General features: G+C 35.8%; 22 protein-coding genes and 1 pseudogene. 8 read left to right on the top strand and 15 right to left on the bottom strand.

What is annotated here, in order from left to right; all coding sequences use genetic code 11:
• Positions 1-5 precede the first annotated feature (5 nt).
• Together treP and treR are read right to left on the bottom strand one after the other, a co-directional pair.
• Positions 6-1,433, bottom strand: coding sequence for a PTS system trehalose-specific EIIBC component (treP, locus tag EKQ63_RS04905; protein WP_000513952.1), 1,428 nt, complete (start codon positions 1,431-1,433; stop codon positions 6-8).
• Positions 1,434-1,574: 141 nt separating this feature from the next.
• Complete coding sequence (treR, locus tag EKQ63_RS04900) at positions 1,575-2,285, bottom strand: trehalose operon repressor (RefSeq protein WP_087997434.1); 711 nt, start codon at positions 2,283-2,285, stop codon at positions 1,575-1,577.
• A 449-nt stretch (positions 2,286-2,734) separates the two neighbouring features.
• Between treR and EKQ63_RS04895 the strand changes: the two genes are divergently transcribed.
• A complete protein-coding gene (locus EKQ63_RS04895) occupies positions 2,735-4,126 on the top strand; it encodes an amino acid permease (protein ID WP_143880777.1) in 1,392 nt (463 codons plus the stop codon).
• Positions 4,127-4,158: 32 nt separating this feature from the next.
• Here the strand turns inward: EKQ63_RS04895 and EKQ63_RS04890 are convergent.
• From EKQ63_RS04890 to EKQ63_RS04880, 3 genes and pseudogenes are all read right to left on the bottom strand, one after another.
• Positions 4,159-5,864: pseudogene (locus EKQ63_RS04890) on the bottom strand (putative bifunctional diguanylate cyclase/phosphodiesterase).
• A 478-nt stretch (positions 5,865-6,342) separates the two neighbouring features.
• Positions 6,343-6,681: a cobalt transporter gene (locus EKQ63_RS04885; protein ID WP_143880776.1), complete on the bottom strand. Its 339-nt coding sequence runs from the start codon at positions 6,679-6,681 to the stop codon at positions 6,343-6,345.
• Between the two features lie 30 nt (positions 6,682-6,711).
• Positions 6,712-6,930 (bottom strand): hypothetical protein, encoded by a 219-nt coding sequence (locus EKQ63_RS04880; protein WP_000274348.1) that lies wholly within the window; start codon positions 6,928-6,930, stop codon positions 6,712-6,714.
• 333 nt (positions 6,931-7,263) lie between these two features.
• Between EKQ63_RS04880 and EKQ63_RS04875 the strand changes: the two genes are divergently transcribed.
• From EKQ63_RS04875 to EKQ63_RS04865, 3 genes are all read left to right on the top strand, one after another.
• Complete coding sequence (locus tag EKQ63_RS04875) at positions 7,264-8,793, top strand: cardiolipin synthase (protein ID WP_087953855.1); 1,530 nt, start codon at positions 7,264-7,266, stop codon at positions 8,791-8,793.
• 127 nt (positions 8,794-8,920) lie between these two features.
• Positions 8,921-9,814, top strand: coding sequence for an ATP-binding protein (locus tag EKQ63_RS04870; protein ID WP_087953856.1), 894 nt, complete (start codon positions 8,921-8,923; stop codon positions 9,812-9,814).
• Positions 9,815-9,817: 3 nt separating this feature from the next.
• Positions 9,818-11,701 carry a vWA domain-containing protein gene (locus EKQ63_RS04865; RefSeq protein WP_087953857.1) on the top strand — a complete coding sequence of 628 codons (1,884 nt, stop codon included), beginning with the start codon at positions 9,818-9,820 and terminating at the stop codon, positions 11,699-11,701.
• Between the two features lie 38 nt (positions 11,702-11,739).
• On the opposite strand, the gene EKQ63_RS04860 is transcribed toward EKQ63_RS04865, so the two are convergent.
• The 4 genes from EKQ63_RS04860 to EKQ63_RS04845 all read right to left on the bottom strand — a co-directional run bounded on the left by EKQ63_RS04860 (position 11,740) and on the right by EKQ63_RS04845 (position 15,003).
• Entirely contained in the window at positions 11,740-12,162 is a 423-nt protein-coding gene (locus EKQ63_RS04860; RefSeq protein ID WP_143880775.1) for an NUDIX hydrolase, read from the bottom strand.
• Positions 12,149-12,691: an orotate phosphoribosyltransferase gene (gene pyrE, locus EKQ63_RS04855; RefSeq protein ID WP_143880774.1), complete on the bottom strand. Its 543-nt coding sequence runs from the start codon at positions 12,689-12,691 to the stop codon at positions 12,149-12,151. Before pyrE ends, EKQ63_RS04860 begins: the two co-directional genes overlap by 14 nt.
• Positions 12,692-12,802: 111 nt before the next feature.
• On the bottom strand, positions 12,803-13,768 hold the full coding sequence (locus EKQ63_RS04850; protein WP_087953860.1) for an L-threonine 3-dehydrogenase: 966 nt from the start codon (positions 13,766-13,768) through the stop codon (positions 12,803-12,805).
• A 44-nt stretch (positions 13,769-13,812) separates the two neighbouring features.
• On the bottom strand, positions 13,813-15,003 hold the full coding sequence (locus EKQ63_RS04845) for a glycine C-acetyltransferase (protein WP_000095906.1): 1,191 nt from the start codon (positions 15,001-15,003) through the stop codon (positions 13,813-13,815).
• 213 nt (positions 15,004-15,216) lie between these two features.
• On the opposite strand from EKQ63_RS04845, the gene EKQ63_RS04840 reads away from it, so the two are divergent.
• Complete coding sequence (locus EKQ63_RS04840; RefSeq protein ID WP_143880773.1) at positions 15,217-15,948, top strand: class I SAM-dependent methyltransferase; 732 nt, start codon at positions 15,217-15,219, stop codon at positions 15,946-15,948.
• Positions 15,949-15,982: 34 nt separating this feature from the next.
• Here EKQ63_RS04840 and EKQ63_RS04835 read toward each other — a convergent pair whose 3' ends face one another.
• From EKQ63_RS04835 to EKQ63_RS04825, 3 genes are read right to left on the bottom strand one after another with little or no spacing between them, the layout of a single operon-like run.
• Positions 15,983-16,804 (bottom strand): ABC transporter ATP-binding protein, encoded by an 822-nt coding sequence (locus EKQ63_RS04835; protein WP_087953862.1) that lies wholly within the window; start codon positions 16,802-16,804, stop codon positions 15,983-15,985.
• 12 nt (positions 16,805-16,816) lie between these two features.
• Positions 16,817-17,875, bottom strand: a complete 1,059-nt coding sequence (locus tag EKQ63_RS04830) for a FecCD family ABC transporter permease (RefSeq protein ID WP_143880772.1) — start codon at positions 17,873-17,875, stop codon at positions 16,817-16,819.
• Positions 17,872-18,876, bottom strand: a complete 1,005-nt coding sequence (locus EKQ63_RS04825; protein WP_143880771.1) for a FecCD family ABC transporter permease — start codon at positions 18,874-18,876, stop codon at positions 17,872-17,874. Before EKQ63_RS04825 ends, EKQ63_RS04830 begins: the two co-directional genes overlap by 4 nt.
• Before the next feature lie 162 nt (positions 18,877-19,038).
• Here EKQ63_RS04825 and EKQ63_RS04820 point away from each other — a divergent pair, with 162 nt between their 5' ends.
• Complete coding sequence (locus EKQ63_RS04820; RefSeq protein ID WP_087997442.1) at positions 19,039-20,004, top strand: ABC transporter substrate-binding protein; 966 nt, start codon at positions 19,039-19,041, stop codon at positions 20,002-20,004.
• 380 nt (positions 20,005-20,384) lie between these two features.
• Positions 20,385-21,770, top strand: coding sequence for a peptide MFS transporter (locus EKQ63_RS04815; RefSeq protein ID WP_143880770.1), 1,386 nt, complete (start codon positions 20,385-20,387; stop codon positions 21,768-21,770).
• A 41-nt stretch (positions 21,771-21,811) separates the two neighbouring features.
• Here EKQ63_RS04815 and EKQ63_RS04810 read toward each other — a convergent pair whose 3' ends face one another.
• Positions 21,812-21,991, bottom strand: coding sequence for an acid-soluble spore protein H (locus EKQ63_RS04810; RefSeq protein ID WP_000382683.1), 180 nt, complete (start codon positions 21,989-21,991; stop codon positions 21,812-21,814).
• 190 nt (positions 21,992-22,181) lie between these two features.
• A complete protein-coding gene (locus EKQ63_RS04805; protein WP_000081429.1) occupies positions 22,182-22,469 on the bottom strand; it encodes an ArsR/SmtB family transcription factor in 288 nt (95 codons plus the stop codon).
• 811 nt (positions 22,470-23,280) lie between these two features.
• On the opposite strand from EKQ63_RS04805, the gene EKQ63_RS04800 reads away from it, so the two are divergent.
• Positions 23,281-24,900 carry an L-lactate permease gene (locus tag EKQ63_RS04800; RefSeq protein ID WP_087953867.1) on the top strand — a complete coding sequence of 540 codons (1,620 nt, stop codon included), beginning with the start codon at positions 23,281-23,283 and terminating at the stop codon, positions 24,898-24,900.
• Positions 24,901-24,940: 40 nt separating this feature from the next.
• Here EKQ63_RS04800 and aspA read toward each other — a convergent pair whose 3' ends face one another.
• A complete protein-coding gene (aspA, locus tag EKQ63_RS04795) occupies positions 24,941-26,374 on the bottom strand; it encodes an aspartate ammonia-lyase (RefSeq protein WP_087953868.1) in 1,434 nt (477 codons plus the stop codon).
• Positions 26,375-26,410 lie beyond the last annotated feature (36 nt).

Raw genomic sequence — 26,410 nt, 5'->3', positions numbered from 1 at the left:
TCCTCCTACTTCTGTTTTACTCGTTTTGCAAATAACCACGTTAACGTAAATGGAATTACAACTGCGATAATCATTCCGACAATAAACATTGGAATCGATTTCGGAATGATAGAAATAAATGCAGGTAATCCGCCAATTCCGATAGCAGGTGCTAATACACCATTTAACGTAATAAATATGGCTGCCACAGCCGATCCTATAATCGCTGCATAGAACGGGAATTTATTTCGTAAGTTTACACCAAACATAGCTGGCTCTGTAATACCGAAATATGCCGAGATTGCTGATGTAGATGCCATACTTTTATCATTTTGATTTTTAGAAATCCAGAACATCGCAAGTGCCGCACTGCCTTGCGCAATGTTAGAAAGGGCAATCATTGGCCAAATGAATGTACCACCGTGTTGTGCAATTAACTGTAAATCGATAGCAATAAACATATGATGCATACCTGTAATTACAAGTGGTGCATACAATGCTCCAAACAATACTGCTCCAACTACTGGTACTGTTTCATATACACCTACTAATCCAGCTGTTAATAAATCTCCAATATGACGTGTAACTGGACCAATAATCCCTAGTGCTAACACACCTGTTACGACAATCGTTGTAATGGGTACAACTAACAATTGAATTGCATTTGGTACATGTTTCTTTAAGAAAATTTCCACTTTACTTAATACAAATGCTGCTACTAAGACCGGGAGGATTTGACCTTGATACCCTACTTTTTCAATTTGAAATAATCCTAAAATATCGAAGTACTCAATCTTTTGTCCATCTAAACCAGTTGCTGCTTTTCCGTAATCCCACGCGTTTAATAATGCTGGATGCACAAGCATTAATCCCATAACAATTCCTAATATCGGACTACCACCAAAACGCTTCGTTGCTGACCAACCGACAAGTGCTGGTAAGAATACGAATGCTGTATTCGCCATCATATTAATTAAATCCCAAAGCCCACTTAAGTTTGGATACACATCTAATAAATTTTTACCTTCAAAAAATAAGTCCTTCGCCCCTAATAGATTGTTAATTCCCATTAATAAACCAGCCGTTACGATTGCTGGTAATATCGGCATAAATACATCTGAAAATACTTTTACAAACTTTTGAGCCGGATTTAGCTTTTGGTTTCCAGAATCTTTTACATCAGCTACTGTCGCTTCCTTCATACCTGCAAGCGTTATCAATTCAGCATATACTCGATCAACATCCCCTGGACCGATTACAATTTGAAATACCCCAGCGTTATGAAACGCTCCCTTTACTAATGAAACAGACTGCAATTTATCGTTATCTATTTTACTTTCATCCTTTAAAGCGATACGGAGTCTCGTTACACAGTGCGCAGCTTGTTCAATATTGTCTTTCCCGCCAATATACTGCAACACTTCCTCTGCTGTTTTACGATAGTCTTTCCCCATATTCCCGTCCCTCTTTTCTTTTTTTGATACCGTTTACAATTACATATTAACTCGTATATATAAGTTAGTCAACACTCGTATATACGAGTTTGTAATTTTTTTATAAAAAAAAGAGATGAAACGTTATTACGTTCCATCTCCTTATTTTCTCCGCGCCACATCCGAAAAATGAAAAATATCTAAGCGGTGGCGGGATTCTGTATATTCGAACTGACTTCCATCATAAAAATGCGTAAAGTTTTTCACGACAACAACATAGTCTGTTCCATTTAAATCTAAATACTTTCTATCGTCCTCTGTACATGGCTGTACTTCAATTACTCTCTGCGAATAACTAATAGGAAGACCTAGTTCTTTCTCAATATATTTATAAATGGACTGCGCTGCAATTTCACTCGTTAATCCAGGAATATATTCCGATACAAAATGATTAATATCCAAAATTACTTTTTCTCCATCAATATTCCTTACGCGTTTAATATGATCTATTTCTGTTTTCTCTTTCACATTTAATAGCTTTGCAACCTCTTTTGTCGCTTTTACTTTCTCCATTTCCACGACTTCTGTAATACAATGGCGTCCTAAACGTTCATTTTCTTCTTGGAAACTTACAATGCCACCAAAGTTGAACTCAATGTTTTTTCGCTTTAAAACAAAAACACCTTTTCCGTGTATTTTTTGAACATATCCACGTTCTTGTAATAAATCTACAGCTTTTCGTACAGTACCGCGGCTCGCTTCATACTGCTTCATTAATTCAGTTTCTGACGGGATTTTGCATCCCTCTTTTAATTGCCTATTATCAATAGAATTACTGATTTCTGTATAAATTTGTTCATACTTACTCATCATCTACAATAGCCCCTTGTCACCTTCTAGTTCTATATGTATTATATCATGCTACACTCTTCTGCCAATCTCTCACTTATTTTCCAGTACAGGAAAAATAAAGGTAAATATTTAATCTCTAAAACGTATTTTTATAAAAAAAATTTATATTTTTCTTTTCATTCAAAAAAACATGTAGTATACTAACTTCAAAATCAGAGGAGAAAGGGAGCAAAGAACTATGCTTACTTATACAACAATTGTAGTTACATTTGCACAAAAACATCATCATCATACGTAACCCTTGAAACCTAGCGGAAAAATTACGCGTAGGTACAAGGGTTATTCCCGTTGTACCTACGTTAGGCGAAGAGCCATGTAGGTATTTTTTATCTACATGGCTCTTTTTTATTGCCAAAAAGCTAGTAAAAATAGATGTTTAAGCAAATCTTACTACAAAGGAGTTAACAAAAATGGAAACGAAAAAATGGGGATTATGGGTTTTAACAGCTTTTGTTATCGGGAATATGGTTGGCGGTGGCGTATTTATGCTCCCAGCAAATTTAGCACAAGTATCGGGTCCAATGGGTTCTACACTTGCATGGAGTATTACAGGACTTGGCGTATTTATGATTGCACTCGTATTTGGAAATTTAGCAATCCGAAAGCCAGAATTAAAAGCGGGGCCACAAAGCTATGCTCAAGCGATGTTCCCTTCAAAAAAAGCAGGTAAAGTTGCAGGATATAGTATGGCATGGGGATATTGGGCTGCGAACTGGGCTGCAACAGCATCTGTTATTATTTCCTTTGCTGGATATTTATCAACATTCTTTCCAGTTTTACAAAGTAAGCAAATTCTCTTTTCAACAAACGGATTTTCACTAGAACTTGGAAAAGGATTAACGTTCCTCGTATGTAGCCTTATGTTATGGGGAATTCAATATATTCTTTCTCAAAATATTGATCGTGCTGGAAATATGAATCTTCTTGCTACTATTGCAAAAATTATCGGATTTACAATGTTTATTGTAATCACATTATTCATTTTCAATGCCTCTAATTTCGGAGATGGGCAAACATTTATGAATGAAGCAGGACAATCGATTTCGTTAGGTGGACAAATTAATTCAGCTGCTATCGCAACACTTTGGGCATTTATCGGTATTGAATCTGCTGTCATGCTTTCTAATCGTGCAAAATCTCAGCGCGATGTAAAAAAAGCTACGATTTTCGGATTAATTATCGCTCTTCTTATTTACATGTCAATTACTCTACTTACAATGGGAGCTCTCTCGCAAGATGCTTTAAAAGAGTCTCAAAAGCCATTAGTAGACGCATTAAATTTAGCAATTGGCAATAAAGGTGCATATATAATGGCTTTACTTGCACTTGTATCTTTATTTGGATCTACAGTTGGCTGGATCGTTGTTAGTTCAGAGGTACCTTACCAGGCAGCAAAAAATGGACTTTTCCCTAATTTTTTCGCAAAAACAAATAAAAAAGGTAGCCCTTCAAAATCATTATTTATTACAAATGTAATGACGCAAATTTTCTTATTCTCAACGATTTCTGGTACCGTATCAGAAGCTTATAATTTCGCTATCGTTGTAGCAACATTAGCTTATTTAATTCCATACCTTGTTTCTACGCTGTACCAATTCAAATTAGTTATTACAGGAGAAACGTATGATATACTGCCTGGCTCTCGAATAAAGGACGGGATCATCACTACATTAGCATTTATATACTCTATTTGGGTTATCAAAACGGGAACTGCTGATTTAAAAACGTTCTTCTTAGGAATCGGATTGTTCGTATTAGGTCTTATTCTTTATCCAGTACTAATGAAAAACTCCAAAAAATGAATTAAAAAAGAGAAGCTACCAGCTTCTCTTTTTTATTCAAAATTTGTAATTAACTTTTCTTTTAACTCGCCTACAGATAAAGGCTTCGCATAATAAAATCCTTGTACATAATCACACCCCATAGATTGTAATAAACTTTCTTGCTCTACTGTCTCTACCCCTTCAGCAACTACTGCTAAATGTAAGCTATGGGCAATTTCGATAACAGATTTTACAATCGTTCGCTCTGGCTGTGCATGATCATAATGAAATTCACGAATAAAATTACGATCAATTTTTACTATATCTAATGGTAATTGTTTTAAATAATATAAAGAGGAATAGCCCGTTCCGAAATCATCTAAAGCAATTAAAATACCCATATTTCTTAATTCTTGTAATGTAGCAATAATATAATCAAAATGACGAACAGCAATGCTTTCCGTTATTTCTAAAATTAAACGATTCGGTGGAAATCCAGTTCTCCTTAAAATGCTACGTACAGATAAAATAAAACGCTTTTGCATTAATTGTTGTATGGATAAATTCACAGATAACTTTAGTCCTTCTTCGTACTCTGGCAATGTTTTAAACAAGCGACATGACTTTTCTAATACCCAGTCTCCTAATTTTATAATAAGTCCAGATTCTTCAGCCACTGGGATAAATTCGCTTGGTGAAATAGGTCCTTCTTCTGTCAAACAACGCGCTAAAGCTTCAATACCAGTATATTTCTTCGTTTTCAAATCAATAATAGGCTGCAGTGCCACATCTAACTCTTCATCACGAATTGCCTTTTGCAAAGCAAATTCAATTTTCATTCTACGATTTATTTTCGCACGTAACTCATCTGTAAAGAAGCACGCTGCATTTCTTCCCTGTTCTTTCGCACTATACATAGCTAAATCTGAATTCTTCAATAGAGTTTCTATATCTTGTCCATCTTGCGGATATGAGCACAGTCCTAGACAGCTGAAATGTATACTTCATGACCTTCAAGTATAAATGGCGCCTGAAAGCATGACAACACAGATGTCGCTAGCTGCCTCATCTCATCTTGTGTATGATTTTTTGTTAACAACACAAATTCGTCGCCACCCAGCCTAGCCAGAACATCTTTCTCTCCTAGCACATAATGCAACCGTGAAGCAACTTCGCTTAAAAGTAAATCTCCTATCATATGACCTAGCGTATCGTTTACTAATTTAAAACGATCCAAATCAAAATAAATCATACCAAACTCTCTTTTATCAGCAATTAATTCGTTAACAGTCGTTATTAATTGTAAACGGTTCGGTAAACTCGTTAAAGCATCATGATACGCAAGCTCCCTATAACGACTTTCGCTTAGCCGTAACCTCTGTTCTGCTTCTTTCCTACTACTAATATCATTTCGGATCGCAATAAATTGATATGGCTCTCCTTTTTCATTTAAAAATGGAACAATTGTTGTTTTAACCCAATAATATGTACCATCTTTTGCTTGATTTCGAATCTCACCTCTCCATACTTTTCCGCTCAAAATACGCTTCCATAGCATTTGAAAAAATGTTTTCGGGTGATGTCCTGAATTTAAAATACGGTGATCTTTCCCTATTAACTCTTCTCGTGTATATTTGGAGATTTCACAAAACTTATCATTTACATATGTAATAAGACCCTTTCGGTCTGTAATCGCAACAATTGAAGACTCATCTAATGCTAACTTTAAATCTCGCAATGAAGATTCATATAATGCATGACCTCTTTGTTCTAGCATGCGCATCTCTCCTTGCTTCCTATCTGACTAAAACACAACTTGTTTCTTTTCATAGAAATAGAGATATTTCATTTCCTAATAATCGCCCTTTACATACATCACGTTTTGAAATATGCCGATTAAAATACCATAATATTATTTGTAATAAAAAGCAATATAATACCGTTTCAATTATACGTAGTAGTTTCTTATAGCTAACTCTATACAACTCTTCAAGAACATATGTATAAAGTGAAACTTTAATCAGCCCTCACCAATCGAGCTTTTACGGGCAGTTGATCCCCCACCTAACTTCTTTGCTTCCACTGAATTTTGCGGTGGGGATCTTACTGCCCGTTAATGCGTGATAAATTAAAATTATTATATATGTTTTTGAATTATAATAACAAAATATTAACATATTTTCACCTTAATTTTGGAAGTATTTTATAAATAAATACCATATTAAACAAAAAAAGAGGCTATCCTCTTTTTTTGTTTAATACGGATATGGTGTTTGTTGATACCCCGGATATGGTGTTGGATATGGAACTGGATATGGCGCTGGATAAGTTACTGGGTATGGTGGTGGATAGTATCCTCCACCTGCTGCACCCGTTAATGCTCCTGCTGTAAGCCCACCTAACACACCTCCAGCAAAACTTCCAGGGAAAAATCCACCGCCCCATGAGCCTCCACCCCAGCCCCATCCACCTCCGTGATGATGATGGTGGTAATCATGATGATTGTGCCCTCCATGGTGGTGATGTCCCCCATTATGATGGTGACCTCCATGATTATGACGATAATACAATCCGTTATTTTCTATATAATTCATGTTTTCCCTCTCCTTTTTCATGTTCGCATCTTAATAGGTATTGTATGAATAATACGGATCTTGTTGGTAACCTGTATAATAAGAATAATCCGAGTAATACGGATAACCATATCCACCATAACCAAACCCAGGGCTGAGTAAAGCACCTGCTACAAAACCTGGGAAGAAACCTCCACCAAAAAATGGGGAATGTCCAAAACCACCATGAAAACCACCGTGACCAAAGCCTCCAATTGGACGACCATACATTTTATTCATCCTCCTTTTCTCTTTAAAAACGTAACAATACACTGTATGTAGGACAAATGCGGAAAGTATGGGGAAACACCTACATTTTGTAAAAAACAAAAAACACTTTATAATAAAGTGAAACTTTAATCAGTGGGAGGCTTCATCCCCCACTGATTATCAGCCCTCACCAATCGGACTTTTATGGGCAGCCCGTCCACCGCCTAACTTCTTTGCTTTCTCTGAATTTTGAGGTGAGGGTCTTACTCCCCATTAAAGTGGGATAAAAATGTCACATTACATCTGCAATTTAGGAAGTCTATATTAAAGAAAGATTAGAGGAATTATATAGAAATGAAGAAACCTATTGTCCAATTACTATTAATATTTACAATTGTATCTATCGTTCTTTTCCTATTAAATACATCGTATATTTCGTTATATACATTTGTCGGCGTTCTCTGGTCCATCACAATTGTAGGAATTTCATTCGTTATTTTTATCGAAAATAGGTCTCCTCAAAGTACCTTAGCGTGGTTTTTAGTATTAGCACTTCTTCCCGTTGTAGGTGTACTTTTATACTCTATTTTCGGGCGTAGCCGTTGGAGAAGAAAAAAGCATCTCCATCGTTCAGAAGAACAAAGAAAATTATTCCGTGAAATATTAGAAGGAAGACGACTAGAGTTATCACTCAAAGTCCCATTAAGTGAACGCTCTGCCCATTTAACAGAAGTTGTACAAAAATTTGGAGGCGGGCCTGCCGCAGATAGAACAACTACAAAACTTTTAACAAACGGAGATCAAACATTTTCAGAAATTTTGCAAGCTATCGAGCAAGCAAAACATCACATACATATTCAATACTATATTTATAAATCTGATGAGATTGGTACAAAAGTCCGAGATGCTTTAATAAACAAAGCAAAAGCTGGTGTTATTGTACGCTTCCTTTATGATGGATTAGGAAGTAATACGTTAAGAAGACGCTTTTTAAAACCTATGAAAGAAGCTGGGATTGAAATTGTTGAATTTGACCCTATTTTTTCAGCTTGGTTACTTGAAACAGTTAATTATCGTAACCACCGTAAAATCGTCATTGTCGATGGGGAAATTGGTTTTACTGGAGGACTTAACGTCGGTGATGAATATCTTGGCCGTTCAAAAAAGTTTCCCGTTTGGCGTGATAGTCATTTGAAAATCGAAGGAAAAGCGTTATATAAATTACAAGCAATTTTTCTAGAGGACTGGCTCTATGCATCTAGTGGTTTGAAAACCTATTCCTGGGATCAATTTATGAATAGACAATACTTCCCAGGTAAAGAAATTTCAAATGCAGAAGGTGCTGTGCAAATTGTAGCAAGCGGACCAAGCTCAGATGATAAGAGCATTCGTAATACGTTATTAGCTATTATGGGCTCTGCAAAAAAATCTATTTGGATTGCTACACCATATTTTATTCCAGATCAAGAAACTTTAACATTATTACGTTTAAGTGCAATATCTGGCATAGATGTACGCATTTTATATCCTGGTAAAAGTGATAGTATTATTAGTGATCAAGCATCCCAGTCCTACTTCACTCCACTTTTAAAAGCCGGTGCCTCCATCTATAGTTATAAAGATGGCTTTATGCATGCAAAAATTGTACTTGTTGATGATAAAATTGCAACAATCGGAACAGCAAATATGGATGTACGCAGCTTTGAATTGAATTACGAAATTATTAGCGTACTGTATGAATCAGAAACTGTTCATGATATTAAACGTGATTTTGAAGAAGACTTTAAGCATTCCACTGAAATTAAATGGAACGCTTTCCAAAAAAGAAGTATCAAAAAACGAATATTAGAGTCTTTTATGAGGCTCATTTCTCCTTTACTATAAGCAATCAATGTGCAATTGATTGCTTTTTCTTTTTTATTTGTCCCCTCCCCTTTTCTTTGCATACCATATTAAAACAAGTTATCATAAGATGTATTACTTTATGAAAATAATGTTAGGTGGGAAATACATGTTAGAACAATTTCATATACATGCTGATTTAAAACAACAGCTCTCTACAATTCACGAAAAGAATAAGCAAGAAGCTGGTGAAAATGCACATTTAATCGGTACAAAAATATATAAAGCATCTGATAACAGCATTATCCAAGATGCCATTACAGCACTTCTTCTTGGCAAAAACATTCTATTAAAAGGGCCGACTGGTAGTGGTAAAACAGTACTAGCTGAAACGCTTTCTTCTTTATTCCAAAAACCAATGCATAGCATTAACTGTTCTGTCGACCTAGATGTAGAAGGTATTTTAGGATACAACACACTACAAACGAAAGATGGCGCATCTGAAGTTGCATTCGTTAACGGTCCTCTTATGAAAGCAATGAAGAATGGTCATTTCCTATATATTGATGAAATCAATATGGCAAAACCTGAAACGTTACCACTTCTTCACGGTGCATTAGATTACCGTAAAATGATTACAAACCCGTTTACACAAGAAGTTGTATATGGTGATGACGAGTATCGCGTAATTGCAGCAATTAATGAAGGTTACGTTGGAACAAGTGAATTAAACGAAGCGTTAAAAAACCGTTTCGTTATTATTGAAGTTCCTTACATTCAAGGTGATACATTAAAAGAACTATTATTAGCTGAATCAAAATTAAATGATGTTGCAACAATTGAAAAGTTCGTTGCATTTGCAAGCGATCTTATGCCTTTAGCTCGTGATGGCCGCGTAAGTGAAGAAGCAGCAAGTATTCGTGGCATTATCGATGCATGTGATTTAGGTGTATATATTCCTGTTATGCGTGCAATTGAACGTAGTATTATCGCAAAATTAAACGATGAAACAGAACAAATGACTGTCCGTGAATTAGCAGAAAGTTATTTCTTTGAGGGATAATTCATGAGACAAATTTTTAGTGACAAAAAAATTGATGCGTCGCTGTTTCTACAAATGGAAAACTTAATGTATGCCCTTCTCAAAGAAGATGATGCCTACCTTGAGTATGGCTATAAAGCATACTACGACGAAATTGAAAAAAAGGTTGTCATTAGTCACTTTTGGGATGATCGAAAAGAAGAGGATACAGTAATCGGATTAAAAAGCGAAGTGTTTTTAAAAGCACTTGGTAATAAACATTACTCGGACATGACTTTAATTCGTTCTTATGCGATTGAATTACAAGAATCACCCTTAAAAAAGTTTTTAACACAATTATTTGTTCTATTAGAAGATTTACGTGTTGAGGAAATCGTAAAAAACTTACGCCCTGGCACAAAGCATGTTTTTAAAAGAAGAAAAGAAATGTATCGCAATTACTTCGGCTCACAAAATGAAATCAATCGTGTTCGTAACTATCACGGTGATCGTCTATTTTGTCTCTGCTATCTTTCATTAACGAGCGATAAATATGAAATGTTTAATAATGAATATTTCGAGCAAATTGAAGCTATTTTGCATGAAACATTCCAAGCTCGTAATACGGAAGATATTATGTATATCGTTGAGAAAATTCGCTATCGCTTAGAGGAGCTTCTTGAAAGTGATATGCTTAACAACTATTTCGGGCATGCACCGCTTTATTTATCTGTCATTGCAGACGAAAAAAACTGTCGCGTCGAAGATTTAGCAAATGATGATACGCAGCTCATAGATGACGATGAAAATAAAAACAAAATGGATGAAAGCTTCTCAACATGGCACCGTGAAAATAAAAACAATGAAAACGAGAACTTTTTACGCTTTGAATTAGAAAGCGGAACCAAAACAAATATGATGGGTGACACTGCTCGCGAATCAGAAGATGGCGACCAAGCACTTGGCTCTGTACAAGGTACTTCTCAAAAAAGTACACAATCTAACTTTGATGGTGCTGACACAAAAGAAGCAAGAGCTTCTCACGCTTCTAGTCAAAATGATGGTGCATACGGTAAGTATAACGTTGGTGCTTCTCATACATTTAAAGAAGCTCGCAAAGCAAATACCGATGAGAAAAAAGATTACCAAGCTATCAAATCAGTCGTTAATAAAGATGTAAAAGAATTAAAGAAAATTATCGAAAAAACGATTGAAAATAAAACGAATGCAAATAGTGATAAATATTACGGAAGACTTCGTAAGAAATTCCTTCGTATTTATACTGAAAAGCAGCCTCGCATGTTTTATAAAAAAGGGCAAGAATCACAAGAGCTCGACGTTGCATTCCAACTATTAGTAGACTGCTCTGGTTCTATGTATAACAAAATGGAAGAAACAAAAAAGAGTGTGGTCCTATTCCATGAAGCATTGAAATCGTTAAAAATCCCGCACGCTATTAGCGGATTTTGGGAAGATGCTTCTAGTGCTAAACCTGAAGATAAACCGAACGTTATCCATGAAGTTGTAACGTATAAAAACTCAACATTACCAAACGTTGGTCCCGAAATTATGCAGCTTCGCGAAGAAGAAGATAATCGCGACGGATATATTATTCGTATCGTTTCTGAAAAGCTTGCAAAAAGACCCGAAAAGCATAAATTCTTACTTGTCTTCACAGACGGTGAGCCTTCTGCGCTAGACTACCAACAAGACGGTATTTTAGATACGCATGAAGCTGTCAAACTTGCTCGTAAAAGTGGTATGGAAGTAATCGGAATTTTCATCGAAGAAGGCGAAGCGAAAGAAGCAACTTATCAATTAATGAAGAACATTTATAACCATCACTTCTTAGTTGCAAATCACGCTGAAGATTTACGTCTGAAGATTAAACCACTATTGAAAAAGTTATTACTGAAGACGATTGAATAGAAAAACAGGAGCGTTGCGCTCCTGTTTTTTTCTTTCAATCACTTTGTTTCTGGTTGAAACTTGTATGGAATGGCTACTTCTAATAATGCCTCGAATCCTCCATCGTAGAATGGGAATCTTTCATTTGCGATCGTTCGATCCACCCACTCTATTGCAGAAATTTCTTCTTCATCTTCTGCAATCAGTTCACCTTTTACTACATTTGCTCGGAATGTAAAAAGTATCGCATGATTCCCTGATACTTCAAAGAATTTTTCATTGATTGCAACAAGTCCACCTGCCACGGCAGTTAAACCTGTCTCTTCTTTTACTTCCCTTACTAGAGCTTCTTCTAACGTTTCACCCTTTTCAACAGCACCGCCTGGCAGTGACCAAACGTTTTGTTCTACATTATGTACCATTAATATTTTATCTGTTCCTTCATCATGTATTAGTGCATATACGACGTCAACTCTTTGCATGTTGCTTTTCTCCTTCAATTAACTCATCCATTGTAAATAAAGAATGTAGTTGTAAACCATCTTCTAATAAGTTTTCTCTTCCCTCTTTCGTTCGTTCAATCACACCTAGAACATGATGTACTTTCGCACCTAGTTCTCTTAAATCTTTCGTGCTTAATAATATTTGACCACCTGTTGTAATAACATCCTCAACAACACAAACATTTTTCCCAGCAATATTAACCCCTTCTGCTAACTTACATGTACCGTACTTCTTCGCTTCTTTTCTTACAAATACAACTGGTATACCTGTTTGTAAAGATAATGCTGTTGCTACTGGAATTCCTCCCATCTCTAAACCTGCGAGTACTTCTGTCTCAAGAGGAATGAGCTCTTTCAATTGTTTAGCAATTTCTAATAACAGTACCGGATTAGATTCAAATAAGTACTTATCAAAGTATTGATTTGATACTTGTCCTGATCGAAGTTTAAATGTTCCCGTTAAACGTGATGTATTGTAAATTTCCTTTGCTAACTCCCATTTCTCCATTGTATCTCTCCCCTTTATGCACAAATTAACTCATTCTATCACACTTATAATTATTTGTATATTCTTAAAATACAAATAAAAGGGCCGATTCCTAAGAATCGACCCTTCCTATTAATTCATCACTAACTCAGCTGTGAGCTTTTTTTTTAACTTAGCCAACATGTCCGTTGTCATTTTGTCTAAATCGTATTCTGCTTTAAAGCCCCACTCTTTCATTGCTGCTGTTGCATCAATAGAGTTTGGCCAGCTATCAGCGATTGTTTGACGAGCAGGATCTACAGCGTAATCCATTGTAAACGTCGGGATGTGTTTACGAATTGATGCTGCAATTTGCTCTGGCTCAAAGCTCATTGCTGTAATATTGAACGCGTTTCTATGCACAAGTTTACTTGGATCAGCTTCCATTAATGAAATGATTGCTTGTAAAGCATCTGGCATATACATCATATCCATGTATGTTCCTTCTCCAATGTATGAGGTGTATGTGCCTTTTTTAATCGCCTCATAATAAATTTCAACTGCATAGTCAGTTGTTCCGCCTCCTGGAGGAGCTACGTAAGAAATTAAACCTGGAAAGCGTACACCGCGCGTATCAACGCCAAACTTTTGATGATAATAATCGCATAGTAATTCTCCTGCTACTTTGTTTACCCCATACATCGTAGTAGGACGCTGAATTGTATCTTGTGGCGTATTATCTTTCGGCGTTGATGGACCGAATGCACCGATAGAACTTGGCGTGAAAAACTTACAGTTTAATTCACGAGCTGCTTCTAATGCATTTACAAGTCCACCCATATTTAAATTCCAAGCAAATAACGGATTTTTTTCTGCTGTTGCTGAAAGTAAAGCTGCTAAATGAATAATTGTATCTACTTCATTACGCTTTGCAATATCATGTAGTTTTTGCCCATCTGTTACATCTAACGTTTCAAATGGACCAGACGTTACTACTTCACTATCTGTTTCACGAATATCTGTTGCAATAACATTTGATGCACCGTATACATCACGAAGTTTCATTACTAGTTCAGAACCAATTTGCCCTAAAGAACCGGTTACTAGAATTTTTTTCATTTTCCCCACTCCTCATTTGCAAGCTATTCAAAAGATGTCGTTACTTAAATGATGCCCATTTCTTTCCCTACTTTTTCATACTTACGAATTGCTTCATCTAACATTTCTTTCGTATGAGCTGCTGTAGGCATATTACGAACGCGCCCTGTTCCTTTTGCTACAGTTGGGAAGACGATAGATTTTGCATATACGCCTTCTTCATTTAGACGTTTACTAAATTCTTGTGTTAATACTTCGTCACCAATAATACAAGGTGTAATTGGCGTTTCACTTTCTCCGATATTAAAGCCAAGTTCTTTTAACCCTTGTTTTAAATAGCGACCGTTTTCCCATAAACGATCGTGCAACTCTGTGCTTTCCATTAAGATTTCAATTGATCTCATGCAAGCGGCTGCATCAGCTGGTGTTAATGCTGTAGAGAATAAGAATGGACGTGAACGAACTTTTAACCAGTCAATTAAGTTTTGTTTCCCTGCTACATATCCACCAATTACCCCAATTGCTTTTGATAATGTACCAATTTGGAAATCAACTTTATCAGACAGACCGAAGTGTTTTACAGTTCCTGCACCTTTACCAAGTACACCTGAACCGTGTGCATCATCTACGTATGTCATTAAATCTAATTCTTCTGCAATCTCAACAATTTCTGGTAGTTTTGCAACATCTCCATCCATTGAGAAGACACCGTCTGTAATTACCATTAATTTATTGTAAAGACCTGATTCTTTCGCCGCGATTGCTTTTTGGCGTAAATCTTCCATATCAGAATGTTTATAAACAATAATTTTTGCTTTTGATAAACGACTACCATCAATAATAGAAGCGTGGTTTAATTCGTCTGAAAGAATCGCATCATTTTTATCCATAACGGCTGAAATCGCTGCCATATTACAGTTAAATCCTGATTGGTACGCAATTGCTGCTTCTGTATGTTTAAACTTTGCAATTGTCTCTTCTAATTTAATATGCAAATCTAAAGTACCGTTAATTGTACGAACAGCTCCTGCTCCAACACCGTACTTATGAATTGCGCCAATTGCTGCTTCTTGTAAACGGCTATCTGTTGCTAATCCAAGATAGTTGTTTGAAGATAAGTTAATATATTCTTTTCCGCCAATTGTAATGATCGGTCCATTTGAACTCTCAAGCGGATCAATTACGTTATAAAGCCCCTTTGATTTTAAATCCTCTAAATTTTCTTCTAAAAATTTTGCAAGTGTTTTACTAGACATCGTGAAGCCTCCCATCGTTCATGTAAGCGAATTATTGTCTTAATAGTTCTAATAATCCCTCTACTAGCTTAACACGTTTTCAGAATTTATTATAGAAAAATAGTTTAAAGTAACCGCTTACAATTCTAGATTATATATGATTCGTTACAAGAAATCTATCATTTACTTTTCATATTTGGTAGAATAAAAAAAATATGTAAGGGGGCTTCAATCATGGCATTTACTGAATCTGATGTATATAATAATGAATCATTTTTTGAACAATATATGAAACGAAGATACCGAGAAAATAGCCCAAATGAATCACTTGAAAAACCAGCCTTCTTTCAACTCATTGGTGATGTGGAAGGAAAGAAAATCCTCGATTTAGGCTGCGGTGACGCAAAATTTGGCAAGGAATTATTAGAAAAAGACTGCCACGCTTACACTGGTATTGAAGGCTCCGAACTTATGTATGAAAAAGCTAAAAAACAACTAGAAGATAAAAATGGGACCGTCCATTTTTTAAACCTCAAAGACTACACATACCCTCCTGCTACTTTTGATTTAGTAACATCTAGACTCGCCTTACATTATATTGAACATCTTCCTATCATTTTTCAAAATGTGTACGAAACTTTAAAAACAAATGGAACCTTTACTTTTAGCGTTCAACATCCTATTATTACCTCTTCATTTGAAAGCTTACAAACGAGCGGGAAAAGAACGAACTGGCTCGTCGATGATTATTTTAAAATCGGTAAACGCGTTGAACCTTGGATTGATCAAGAAGTTATTAAATATCATCGTACAATGGAAGAATATTTCACATTGTTACAACAAGCCGGATTTACGATTACAAATTTAAAAGAAGCTACACCAAATCAAACTTATTTTCAGAGTGAAGAAGAATATGAACGTCGGTTACGTATTCCCCTCTTCCTATTATTCTCTTGCGAAAAATAAAAAAAGACGATGGAATCCTCATCGTCTTTTTTTATTATCTCATTGCCTGAGCAACCTCATTACGTACACGTCTTCCTTTTCCATGCGGGATACAAAGTGGCGTTCCAAATAATGGATCCGTACTAATTTGACACTCCATTCGGAATACATCACGTACTAGCTTCTCATCCACTACTTCTTCAGGTTTACCTTGTGCATATATTTGTTTATCTTGAATGGCTACAATATTGTCTGCATAACGACATGCTAAATTTAAATCGTGTAATACCATGACAATTGTTCTTTGTTCTGTTTCATTTAATTCGAATAATAAATCAAGCACTTCAATTTGGTGAGTCATATCTAAATAGGTAGTAGGCTCATCCAGTAAAATAATATCTGTATCTTGTGCAAGCGTCATTGCAATCCAAGCACGTTGTCGTTGTCCACCTGAAAGAGCATGTACATCACGCTCAGCAAATTCTGTCATCCCTGTTGCCGCAAGTGCCTTCTGTACCATTTCCTCGTCTTTTTCTGACCACTGTTTCAGCCATGTTTGATATGGATAGCGGCCTTGTTTTACAAGTTGCAATACTGTAAGCCCTTCCGGCGCTTGCGGTCCTTGCGGTAAAATTGCCATTTGACGAGCAATTTGCTTCGTTTGCATACTTTGAATAGCTTGATTATCTAACAAAATATCACCAGTTGTTGGCTTTAATAATCTAGCTAGTGAACGTAATAAAGTTGATTTCCCGCAACCATTAGAACCAATGAAGATTGTAATTTCTCCTTTTGGAATTTCTAAATTCAACTCATTAATAATAATTGTTTCACCATAAGACAACGTCAAACGTTTCGTCTCCAATGCTTTTTGCATATTCATCTCCCTTTATGAATTCCGACTTTTATAAAGTAAATAAATAAAATAAGGTGCACCAATTGCTGATGTAAATACTCCTGCTGGAATTTCAAGTGGGGTGAAAACTGTACGCCCAATTAAATCTGCAGCAAGTACTAAAATTGCACCAACAATCGCCGCAACTGGGAGTAATGCACCGTATAAAGAACCAACTAGTCTTCGTGAAATATGAGGTGCCATTAAACCGACAAATCCAATTCCTCCAGCAAAGGCAACTGCTCCACCAATTAAAGCTGTACTCAGTAATAACATGAATACGCGTGACTTCGTTAAAGGAACACCAAGTCCTACCGCAATATCATCCCCTAGCTCTTGCGCATTTAAATGTCTAGCAGCTATAAATGATATTACCGTTAAAATGAGAACCCACGGTGCAAGTACCATAACATTTTGCCATGAAGAACCGTAAACAGTACCCGTAATCCATACATTCGCTTGACTCGCTTGATAAATTGGCGCTAATAACATAAACAAAGTCGTTGCCGCTTTCGTTAACGCCCAAAACCCAACACCAATTAAAACAAGACTAATCGGCGATAACCCGTCATTTCTCCATGCAAATAAATATACAAAAAGCGCTACAATTGTTGCCCCAACAAAGGCTGCTAACGGCATATAATGAATGCTTACAGTTAGCGCATTATTTTTATCACTAAATATAGCTAAAAACAGTACAACTGCAACACTTGCACCACCTGTAATCCCGATGATATCCGGAGAAGCAAGTGGATTTCGGACGAGACCTTGTAAAATACATCCTGCTACCGCAAGTGCGATTCCTACAAGAATAGCAATTAAAATACGCGGCATACGAAACTTATTTACAACCATATTGGACATTGCATCGCCATTTCCATTGATCGCTTGCCATACATCATAAGGAGCAATTTTCATGTCTCCCATACCTGCACTCGCAAAAAATAATCCTATTAAAACAACTAGTAAACTGAATAAGACGAGACAAGCTCTTTTATACATTAAAAACGAGAGCCCGCCTTTTCCTATACGAAACGGAATATACTTCTTCATTTGCTAAGCCCTCTCTTACGTGCAATATAAATAAAGAATGGGGCCCCGATAAATGCTGTCATAACCCCTACCGGTACTTCTTGTGGCATAATGACATATCTTGCTGCTATATCAGCTAAGATTAATAGTATTGCACCTAACAAGCCACTATACGGTACTCGCCACCTATGATCTACTCCAACAAGAAATCTGGCAAAATGCGGAGTAACAATACCAATAAATCCAATCGGACCAGCGACCGCAACTGAACCACCAGATAACAGGACAATAATAAGTAGTATGAATGATTTCATTAAAATCGTTCTTTGACCAAGTCCTTTTGCAACGTCTTCCCCCATCATTAATGTATTTACTTTCCCTGCCATCATAAGAGATGCGATCCAGCCTATTAATAAATATGGGAATACAGATTGTAAAATTTCTAACTTTCTTCCTTGCACAGATCCGGCAAGCCAAAATAATACTTCTTCAAGCGCCTTTTCATTTAAAACAAGTAATCCTTGTGTTAATGATGAAAATAACGCACTAAATGCGACCCCTGCTAATGTTAACTTAAGAGGCGTTGTCCCCTCTTTTCCTAAAGAACTAGAAGCGAATACAAGTACAGCTGCAATTGCCGCTCCTAAAAAGGCAATCCACGTGAAAGCTGATAATGACGTCACGGAAAAAATAACAATTGCTACAACTATGAAGAAAGCAGCACCTGAATTTAATCCAATAAAATCTGGAGAAGCAAGCGGATTCTTCGTTAAAGTTTGCATAAGACAACCCGCAATGGCTAAACTAGCACCAACACTAGCTGCAATTAATGCCCTTGGTAGGCGTACATTTTGAATAATAATATGTTCATTGGAACCATTGAAATGAAAAAAAGCATCTAACGCTAATTTCCAGCTCGTATTTGTATATCCGAAAATAATACTTCCCCAAATACAAATAATAACTGCAATGATCCCAACAAATAATCCAATCCATTTTGCTTGATTTGTTTTTAATAACATGCAGCGTTTCCCCTTCAATGTATAATGATACGTTGTAAGTGTATTTCAAGTTAATTCTCATTGTCAACGATAATGAGAATTATTTTCATTGACAATTAGACCATGAAGTATTAATATCATGCTTGCTATTGAAAAAACTTCTCAGTATCTAGGGGGTACATAATGAAATTCATGCAAAAGAAATCGTTTACAGTATTTGTATTTTTATTAGCCTTTTCACTAATTTTAAGTGCTTGTGGAAAATCAAATACGAAAGACGAATCAAAAGAAGATACAAAAAAAGAAATGATTACTGTGGAACATGCAATGGGGAAAACAGAAGTTCCAGCTAATCCAAAACGTGTAGTTATTTTAACAAACGAAGGAACTGAAGCTTTACTTGAGCTAGGTGTGAAACCAGTTGGGGCTGTAAAATCTTGGACTGGTGATCCATGGTATCCACATATTAAAGATAAAATGAAAGATGTAAAAGTTGTTGGTGATGAAGGACAAGTGAACGTAGAAACAATCGCTTCTTTAAAACCAGACTTAATTATCGGTAACAAAATGCGTCACGAAAAAGTGTACGAGCAACTAAAAGCAATTGCACCTACTGTGTTCTCTGAAACATTACGCGGTGAATGGAAAGATAACTTCAAGTTTTATGCGAAAGCATTAAATAAAGAAAAAGAAGGCCAAAGGGTTTTAGCTGATTACGATAAAAGTATGAAAGATTTAAAAGCCAAACTAGGTGATAAAGTAAATCAAGAAATCTCTATGGTTCGCTTCATGCCTGGTGATGTTCGTATTTATCATGGTGATACATTCTCTGGTGTTATTTTAAAAGAACTTGGATTTAAACGTCCTGGCGATCAAAATAAAGATGACTTCGCAGAGCGTAACGTATCTAAAGAACGTATTTCTGCAATGGATGGCGATGTATTGTTCTACTTCACATTCGATAAAGGAAACGAGAAAAAAGGCTCTGAATTAGAAAAAGAATATATCAATGATCCATTATTTAAAAACTTAAATGCAGTGAAAAATAATAAAGCATACAAAGTTGACGATGTGATTTGGAATACCGCTGGCGGTGTAATGGCTGCTAACCTACTATTAGATGATATCGAAAAACGCTTTGTTAAATAGTATTTCCTTAACCAGCTCCCCTTCTGTGGAGCTGGTTATTTTTCAATTCACTTAAATGTCACATTATTTCGTTTTGTATTTTTATTCCCAATATGTTATATTATAAAAGTAAATAGAATATATTTTCTCTATATCAGAATAAATATTTTAATCTAAATTTTCTGATTAATCACTATTTTATTTTCTTTTAGAATTCAATTATTACATTTGAAAACGCTTATCATCTCGTTTTCAGGGCAAAATACAGTAACGGTCGAAGAACAATAGATTTTTTTAGAAATTTTCTTTCTATTTCCATATAATTCTATTGACTTCTAAATATTTTGTAAATTAAAATGATTACATAAATATCCGTTATACAGGATTAGGGGGAAACAAAAATGGATGCAGCTTTAAAATTAGACAAAGCTGGAGAGCAACAATCACCAAAAAAACATCCACCAGGATTGTACTTGTTGTTCTTAACAGAAATGTGGGAAAGATTTAGTTATTATGGAATGCGTGGCCTTTTAGTTCTTTATTTAACGACTGCTGCGGTTAGTGGCGGGTTAGGATTTGATAAGGCGTTTGCAGTGCAATTATATGGTACTTTTACAGCGGCAGTATATTTCATGCCAATTATAGGTGGATGGCTAACAGATCATTATATTACAAGACGTCATGCCATTACTCTCGGCGGAATTATTATGGCAATCGGCAACTTTGTACTATTCTCAATGAATACAAAAACAGGACTATTTCTAGGATTAATACTATTAGTTATTGGTAATGGGTTCTTCAAACCAAATATTTCTACACTGTTAGGTGAATTGTATAGTGAAAATGATTCACGTCGTGACAGTGCATTTACTATCTTCTATATGGGTATTAACGTAGGTGCTTTCTTCGCTCCACTTATTTGTGGATTTTTAGCAGAAGATTTCTTTAAAACAAGCGTTGATGGCGTTATGGTTATGGGATATAAATACGGATTCTTAGCAGCTTGTATCGGTATGATTATTGGACAAATTGTTTTCAACTTATTAGCTCCTCGCTATCTTGGTACAGCAGGAACAACAGTTGTTGGTAAAAAAACAAAAAATCAACCTGCAATCGAAAAGAAACCTTTAACAAAACAAGAAAAAAACCGCACTTGGGCAATTGTAATTTTAACTTGTTTCGTAGTATTCTTCTGGGCAGGCTTTGAACAAGCTGGTAGTTCTTTAACACTTTATACAGATAAATTTGTTGATCGTACAATTTTTGGATGGGAAATTCCAACATCTTGGTTCCAATCCGTTAATCCAGCGTTCATCGTACTACTTGCACCATTCGTATCTATGCTATGGTTAAAACTTTCTAAATCAAAGCGTGGTGATTTAAAAATACCAACAAAAATGGCATTTGGTATGATTTTACTAGGTATAGGTTACCTTGTTTTAACATTAGCGGTTCTAAAAACTGGAAGTAGTGAAGCTGATATAACTGTTAAAGCAAACTTATTATTCATCGTTATCACTTATATGTTCCATACAATTGGAGAACTATTCTTATCACCAATCGGTCTATCAATGGTAAGTGCAATTGCACCTGTTAAATTAGCATCATTACTAATGGGTGTATGGTTAGCTGGTTCAGGTATGGCTAACTGGTTAGCTGGTAAACTTGCTTCCTTTACACAATCATTAGGATACCTTGAAGTATTTGCAAGTATTGGCATTATCGTTATCGTCTTAGGACTTGTACTCCTTCTCTTCTCTAAAAAAGTTGCGCGTATGATGGAATAATACAAAAACAGACGCTTCTGATTTTAGAAGCGTCTTTTCTATTACTTCTCCTCTAAAGCCGTCACGTTCACGTGGACGCTTTCTCCAGGATTAGATACATCATACACTTGAGCAACCCCGCTCTGCTCGTCACAGCTCTCAATCCATACTGGTACGCCCTCATATGTAACGTCAATTCTACTTGAAGAAGATAAAATTTGTTTCACACGTTTTACATCCATACTACCATTCCTCCTTTTACTTGCTACACTCCTTTCTATCTTTTCTTTTCCCTTTAGAATATATTCCATATAGCAGCATGTTAATTAATAGCCTTTTCTTCCTTACATTCCAACATTTTCTCTCATGTTACCTTTCTGACAAATAAAAAAGACGTATATCCCATACGTCTTTTTCCATAATATTCAAATTTTAAGAAAATAATGTTTTTACTACTTCACTTACTTTATCATTATGAATTTGATAATACACTTCTAGTCCTCGTCGTTCAAAGCGTACTACTTTATTTTGTTTTAATTTCGTTAAATGTTGCGAAACTGTTGATTGCGGAATTTCTAACACTTCCTGTAATTGTGTTACATTACATGTTCCACGTTGCATTAGTTCCATTACTAGGCGTAGACGCAACGGATGCGCTAACGCTCTTAACATTTGTACATCTTCTTCTGAAATACGACATTCGAATTGATTTTGGCTCATAAAGTTCCCCTCATTTTCGTTTTTATTTTCTTTTTATTTATTTATATATCTGTTCTTATATTTCCTGTTACGACATAACTTTATCAACCTATAAAGCTGAAAATTTTTTCCACCTTAACCAGCAAAAAACTCAGGAAAAATTCCTTGCTGATTTTGAATATTATACTATATGATATAACGAAAAAGCAAAACAACGGGCTGCAAATACTTTGCTTGCAAACGTTGTTTTATCAGGCTTTTTGTTATATTTTCACCTCATTGCAACGTGCAGTAATGATATTGTAAAATACCGTCTATAATTGATAACCTATCGTAACGTATTTGGGTTATATTTAACCTCTTTGTTACGCTAAAAGGAATTTTCAGTAAAAAGAGCTACCGTAACATTAAATATTAACTTATTACTTTTTAATTACTATTCACTAGCTTGAACTATGATGGAACACTTCCTATTAAATACATTTCCTGTTCCACTCCTAACTTGATCAAATGGGACAAGAGATACATTCTGAAGCTCTATATGCGATACAAAGACGCTCTCTACTATAGAGCTGTAGGATCAATAATGTATAAACAACTATAAAAAAAGAATATGCAAATCATTTATCTCGCCCACTCAAATAGATTTGAGCGGGCTTTTTGTCTACTTTATGAACAAAGCATTTCTTTTAACACTATTATGGAATAATTATACTTTTTTACGTTGACAATAGTGTTGAAGGAGAATATACTAAGCATGTAAGTTGATTGTGAATAGTTTCACAAATAATGTGAATTTCTTCACATAAAATAGATAGGAGTTGTCATTATTATGAGTACTTGGACACAAATTTATGACCCATTAAACAATATTTGGTTATCTGCTCTAATCGCAGCACTTCCAATTTTTTGCTTCATTATTTGTTTAATGGGACTGAAAATGAAAAGTTACATGGCTGGGCTTTACAGTGTAATTATCGCTATTATTCTTGCTATATTCGTTTATAAAATGCCAGCAACAGTAGCTGTAGCATCTGCCGGATTCGGTATTTTATCCGGATTTTACCCAATTTGCACTATCGTTATCGCAGCAATTTTCCTTTACAAATTAACTGTTAAAACAGAGCAATTCAACATCATTCGTGATAGTATTTCAAGCATTACAAATGATCAACGTTTACAAGTATTATTAATCGCTTATTCTTTCGGTGCTTTCTTAGAAGGCGCAGCTGGTCTAGGGGTTCCAGTTGCTATTACAGCTGCACTACTTGTAGGTATGGGCTTTAATCCATTAAAAGCAGCAGGTATTTGTTTAGTAGCAAACATCGCTGGTGGTGCTATGGGTGCTATGGGTATCCCAGTTACAGTACCAGCACAATTAACTGAGCTAGATGCATTAACTATCGGTCGTCAAACTGTTCTTATTTTACCATTCATCAGTATTGTATTACCTTTCTTACTTGTTTCAATGGTTGATGGAATGAAAGGTATTAAAGAAACTTGGCAAGGTATTCTTGTAAGTGGTGTTTCTTTCGCAATTACTCAGTTCGTTGTAACTTACTTCTTAGGTGCAGAACTTACTAATATTTTCGCAGCCGTTGTAAGTATGATCTCTCTTGCATTATTCTTACGTGTTTGGCAGCCAAAATCTTCTACTAAAGAAGAAAAACAAGAAGAAAAAGTATCTCATACATTCAATCAAATTTTATATGCTTGGTCTCCATTCGTATTCTTAACTGCATTCGTAACAATCTTTAATTTAAAACCAATTAAAGCTCTATTTGCTCCGGATGGCGCACTAGCAAACCTAGTATTTAACATTCAATTCCCTGGTCTTCATAACGCTGTTATGAAAACTACACCAATTACAAAAGCTGATACACCTTTCGCAGCTGTTTTCAAATTTGATGTATTCTCATCTACAACTACTGCAATCGTATTAGCGATTATCGTTTCACTTATCGTGTACCGCGTAAAAGGTAAAATGGTTAAAGAATTAATGGTTGAAACAATAAAAGAACTAAAAGCTCCAGTGTATACAATCTGTAGCGTTATCGCTTTAGCTTACGTGGAAAACTACTCTGGTATGTCATCTACACTTGGACTTGCATTCTCTTCTACTGGTAATGCATTCCCAGTTCTTTCTCCAATCTTAGGATGGATTGGCGTATTTATTACAGGCTCAGTAGTATCAAGTGGTTCATTATTCGCACCGCTTCAAGCAGTAACTGCAGATCAATTAAACATCGTTCCTTCTACTCTTGTTGCATTAAACGTAGTAGGTGGTACAATGGCAAAAATGGTTTCACCACAATCTGTAGCAGTTGCTTGTGCAGCAGTTGGACTAGTTGGTAAAGAATCTGCCCTATTTAAAACAGCAATGAAATACAGTTTAATCTTCTTAGCTATCATTAGCTTACTTCAATTAAACGCTGTATTTAATATCTTTTAAAAATAAAACACCGATCCAAATGGATCGGTGTTTTTTCACATTACATCTTCTTATTCTTTAGTAAAGAAGCACCAGCAATTTCAGGATGCGTCATTTCGAATGGATCTAAAATAATATCCAATTCTTCTTCTGTCAGTACACCATGTTCTAAACATAACTCCCGAACAGATTTTCCTGTTTCAATTGCTTCACGTGCAATACGTGATGCTGCTTCATAACCAATATGAGGGTTAACTGCTGTAATAATTCCAACACTTTTCTCAACATATTGTTTCAGCAGTTCTTCATTTGCTGTAATTCCTTTAATACAATATTCACGGAATACACGGAATCCGTTATTCATAATACTAATAGATTGAATTAAATTAAATACAAGCACAGGCTCCATTACGTTGAGCTCCAGTTGTCCTGCTTCTGACGCTAAGCAAATTGTATGATCATTACCAATTACTTGGAAAGCGACTTGATTAATTACTTCTGCCATAACAGGATTTACTTTACCTGGCATAATAGATGAACCTGGCTGACGAGCTGGTAATTGAATTTCCGCCAATCCAACACGTGGACCAGATGCCATAATACGAAGGTCATTCGCAATTTTAGACATATTCATCATACATACTTTTAATGCTGCAGATACTTCTGTGTATGCATCTGTATTTTGCGTTGCATCAACTAAATGCTCTGCACCAACAAGTGGGAATCCGCTAAATGTTCGTAAGTGTTTCACCACTTGTTCAATGTACGTAGGATTTGCATTTAATCCCGTACCAACAGCTGTCGCCCCCATGTTCACTTCATATAAATGTTGGCGAGATTGTTTAATTCTTTTTATATCACGCGCAAGCACGCGGCTATATGCTTCAAATTCTTGTCCAAGACGAATCGGAACAGCGTCTTGTAAATGTGTACGTCCCATTTTAATGACGTGATCGAACTCTTTTGCTTTTGCACGGAAAGCAGCATGAAGTTCTTCCATTGTAATAAGAAGTTCTTCTAACATCATAAGAGTTGCAATATGAATTCCCGTTGGAAACGCATCATTCGTCGATTGAGCCATGTTTACATGCGTATTTGGGCTAATTTTTGCATACTCGCCTTTTTCATATCCCATACGTTCTAACGCTCGATTAGCAATTACTTCATTCGTATTCATATTAATAGAAGTTCCAGCACCGCCCTGAATTGGATCTACGATAAATTGATCATGGAATTTTCCATCAACAATTTCTTGCGCTGCCTCTGCGATTTCGTGCCCAATGTCTTTCGCTAAGTAACCAGTATCGATATTTGCAAGTGCCGCCGCTTTTTTCACAATTGCCATTGCCGTAATGAGTGACGGATGGATGCGATATCCTGTAATCGGGAAGTTTTCTACCGCACGTAATGTTTGTACACCGTAATAAGCTCTACTTGGTACTTCCTTTTCACCTAAAAAATCTTTTTCTATACGTATATCCTTCGTTGCTATCATTTTCATCACCTATACTTTTCATTCTAAATCCCTATT

The organism is Bacillus sp. BD59S, from assembly GCF_007363175.1.
Classification (GTDB): Bacteria; Bacillota; Bacilli; order Bacillales; family Bacillaceae_G; genus Bacillus_A; species Bacillus_A pacificus.
Note: the sequence above shows the minus strand (reverse complement) of the source record. Positions and strands in the feature narration are given on the sequence as shown.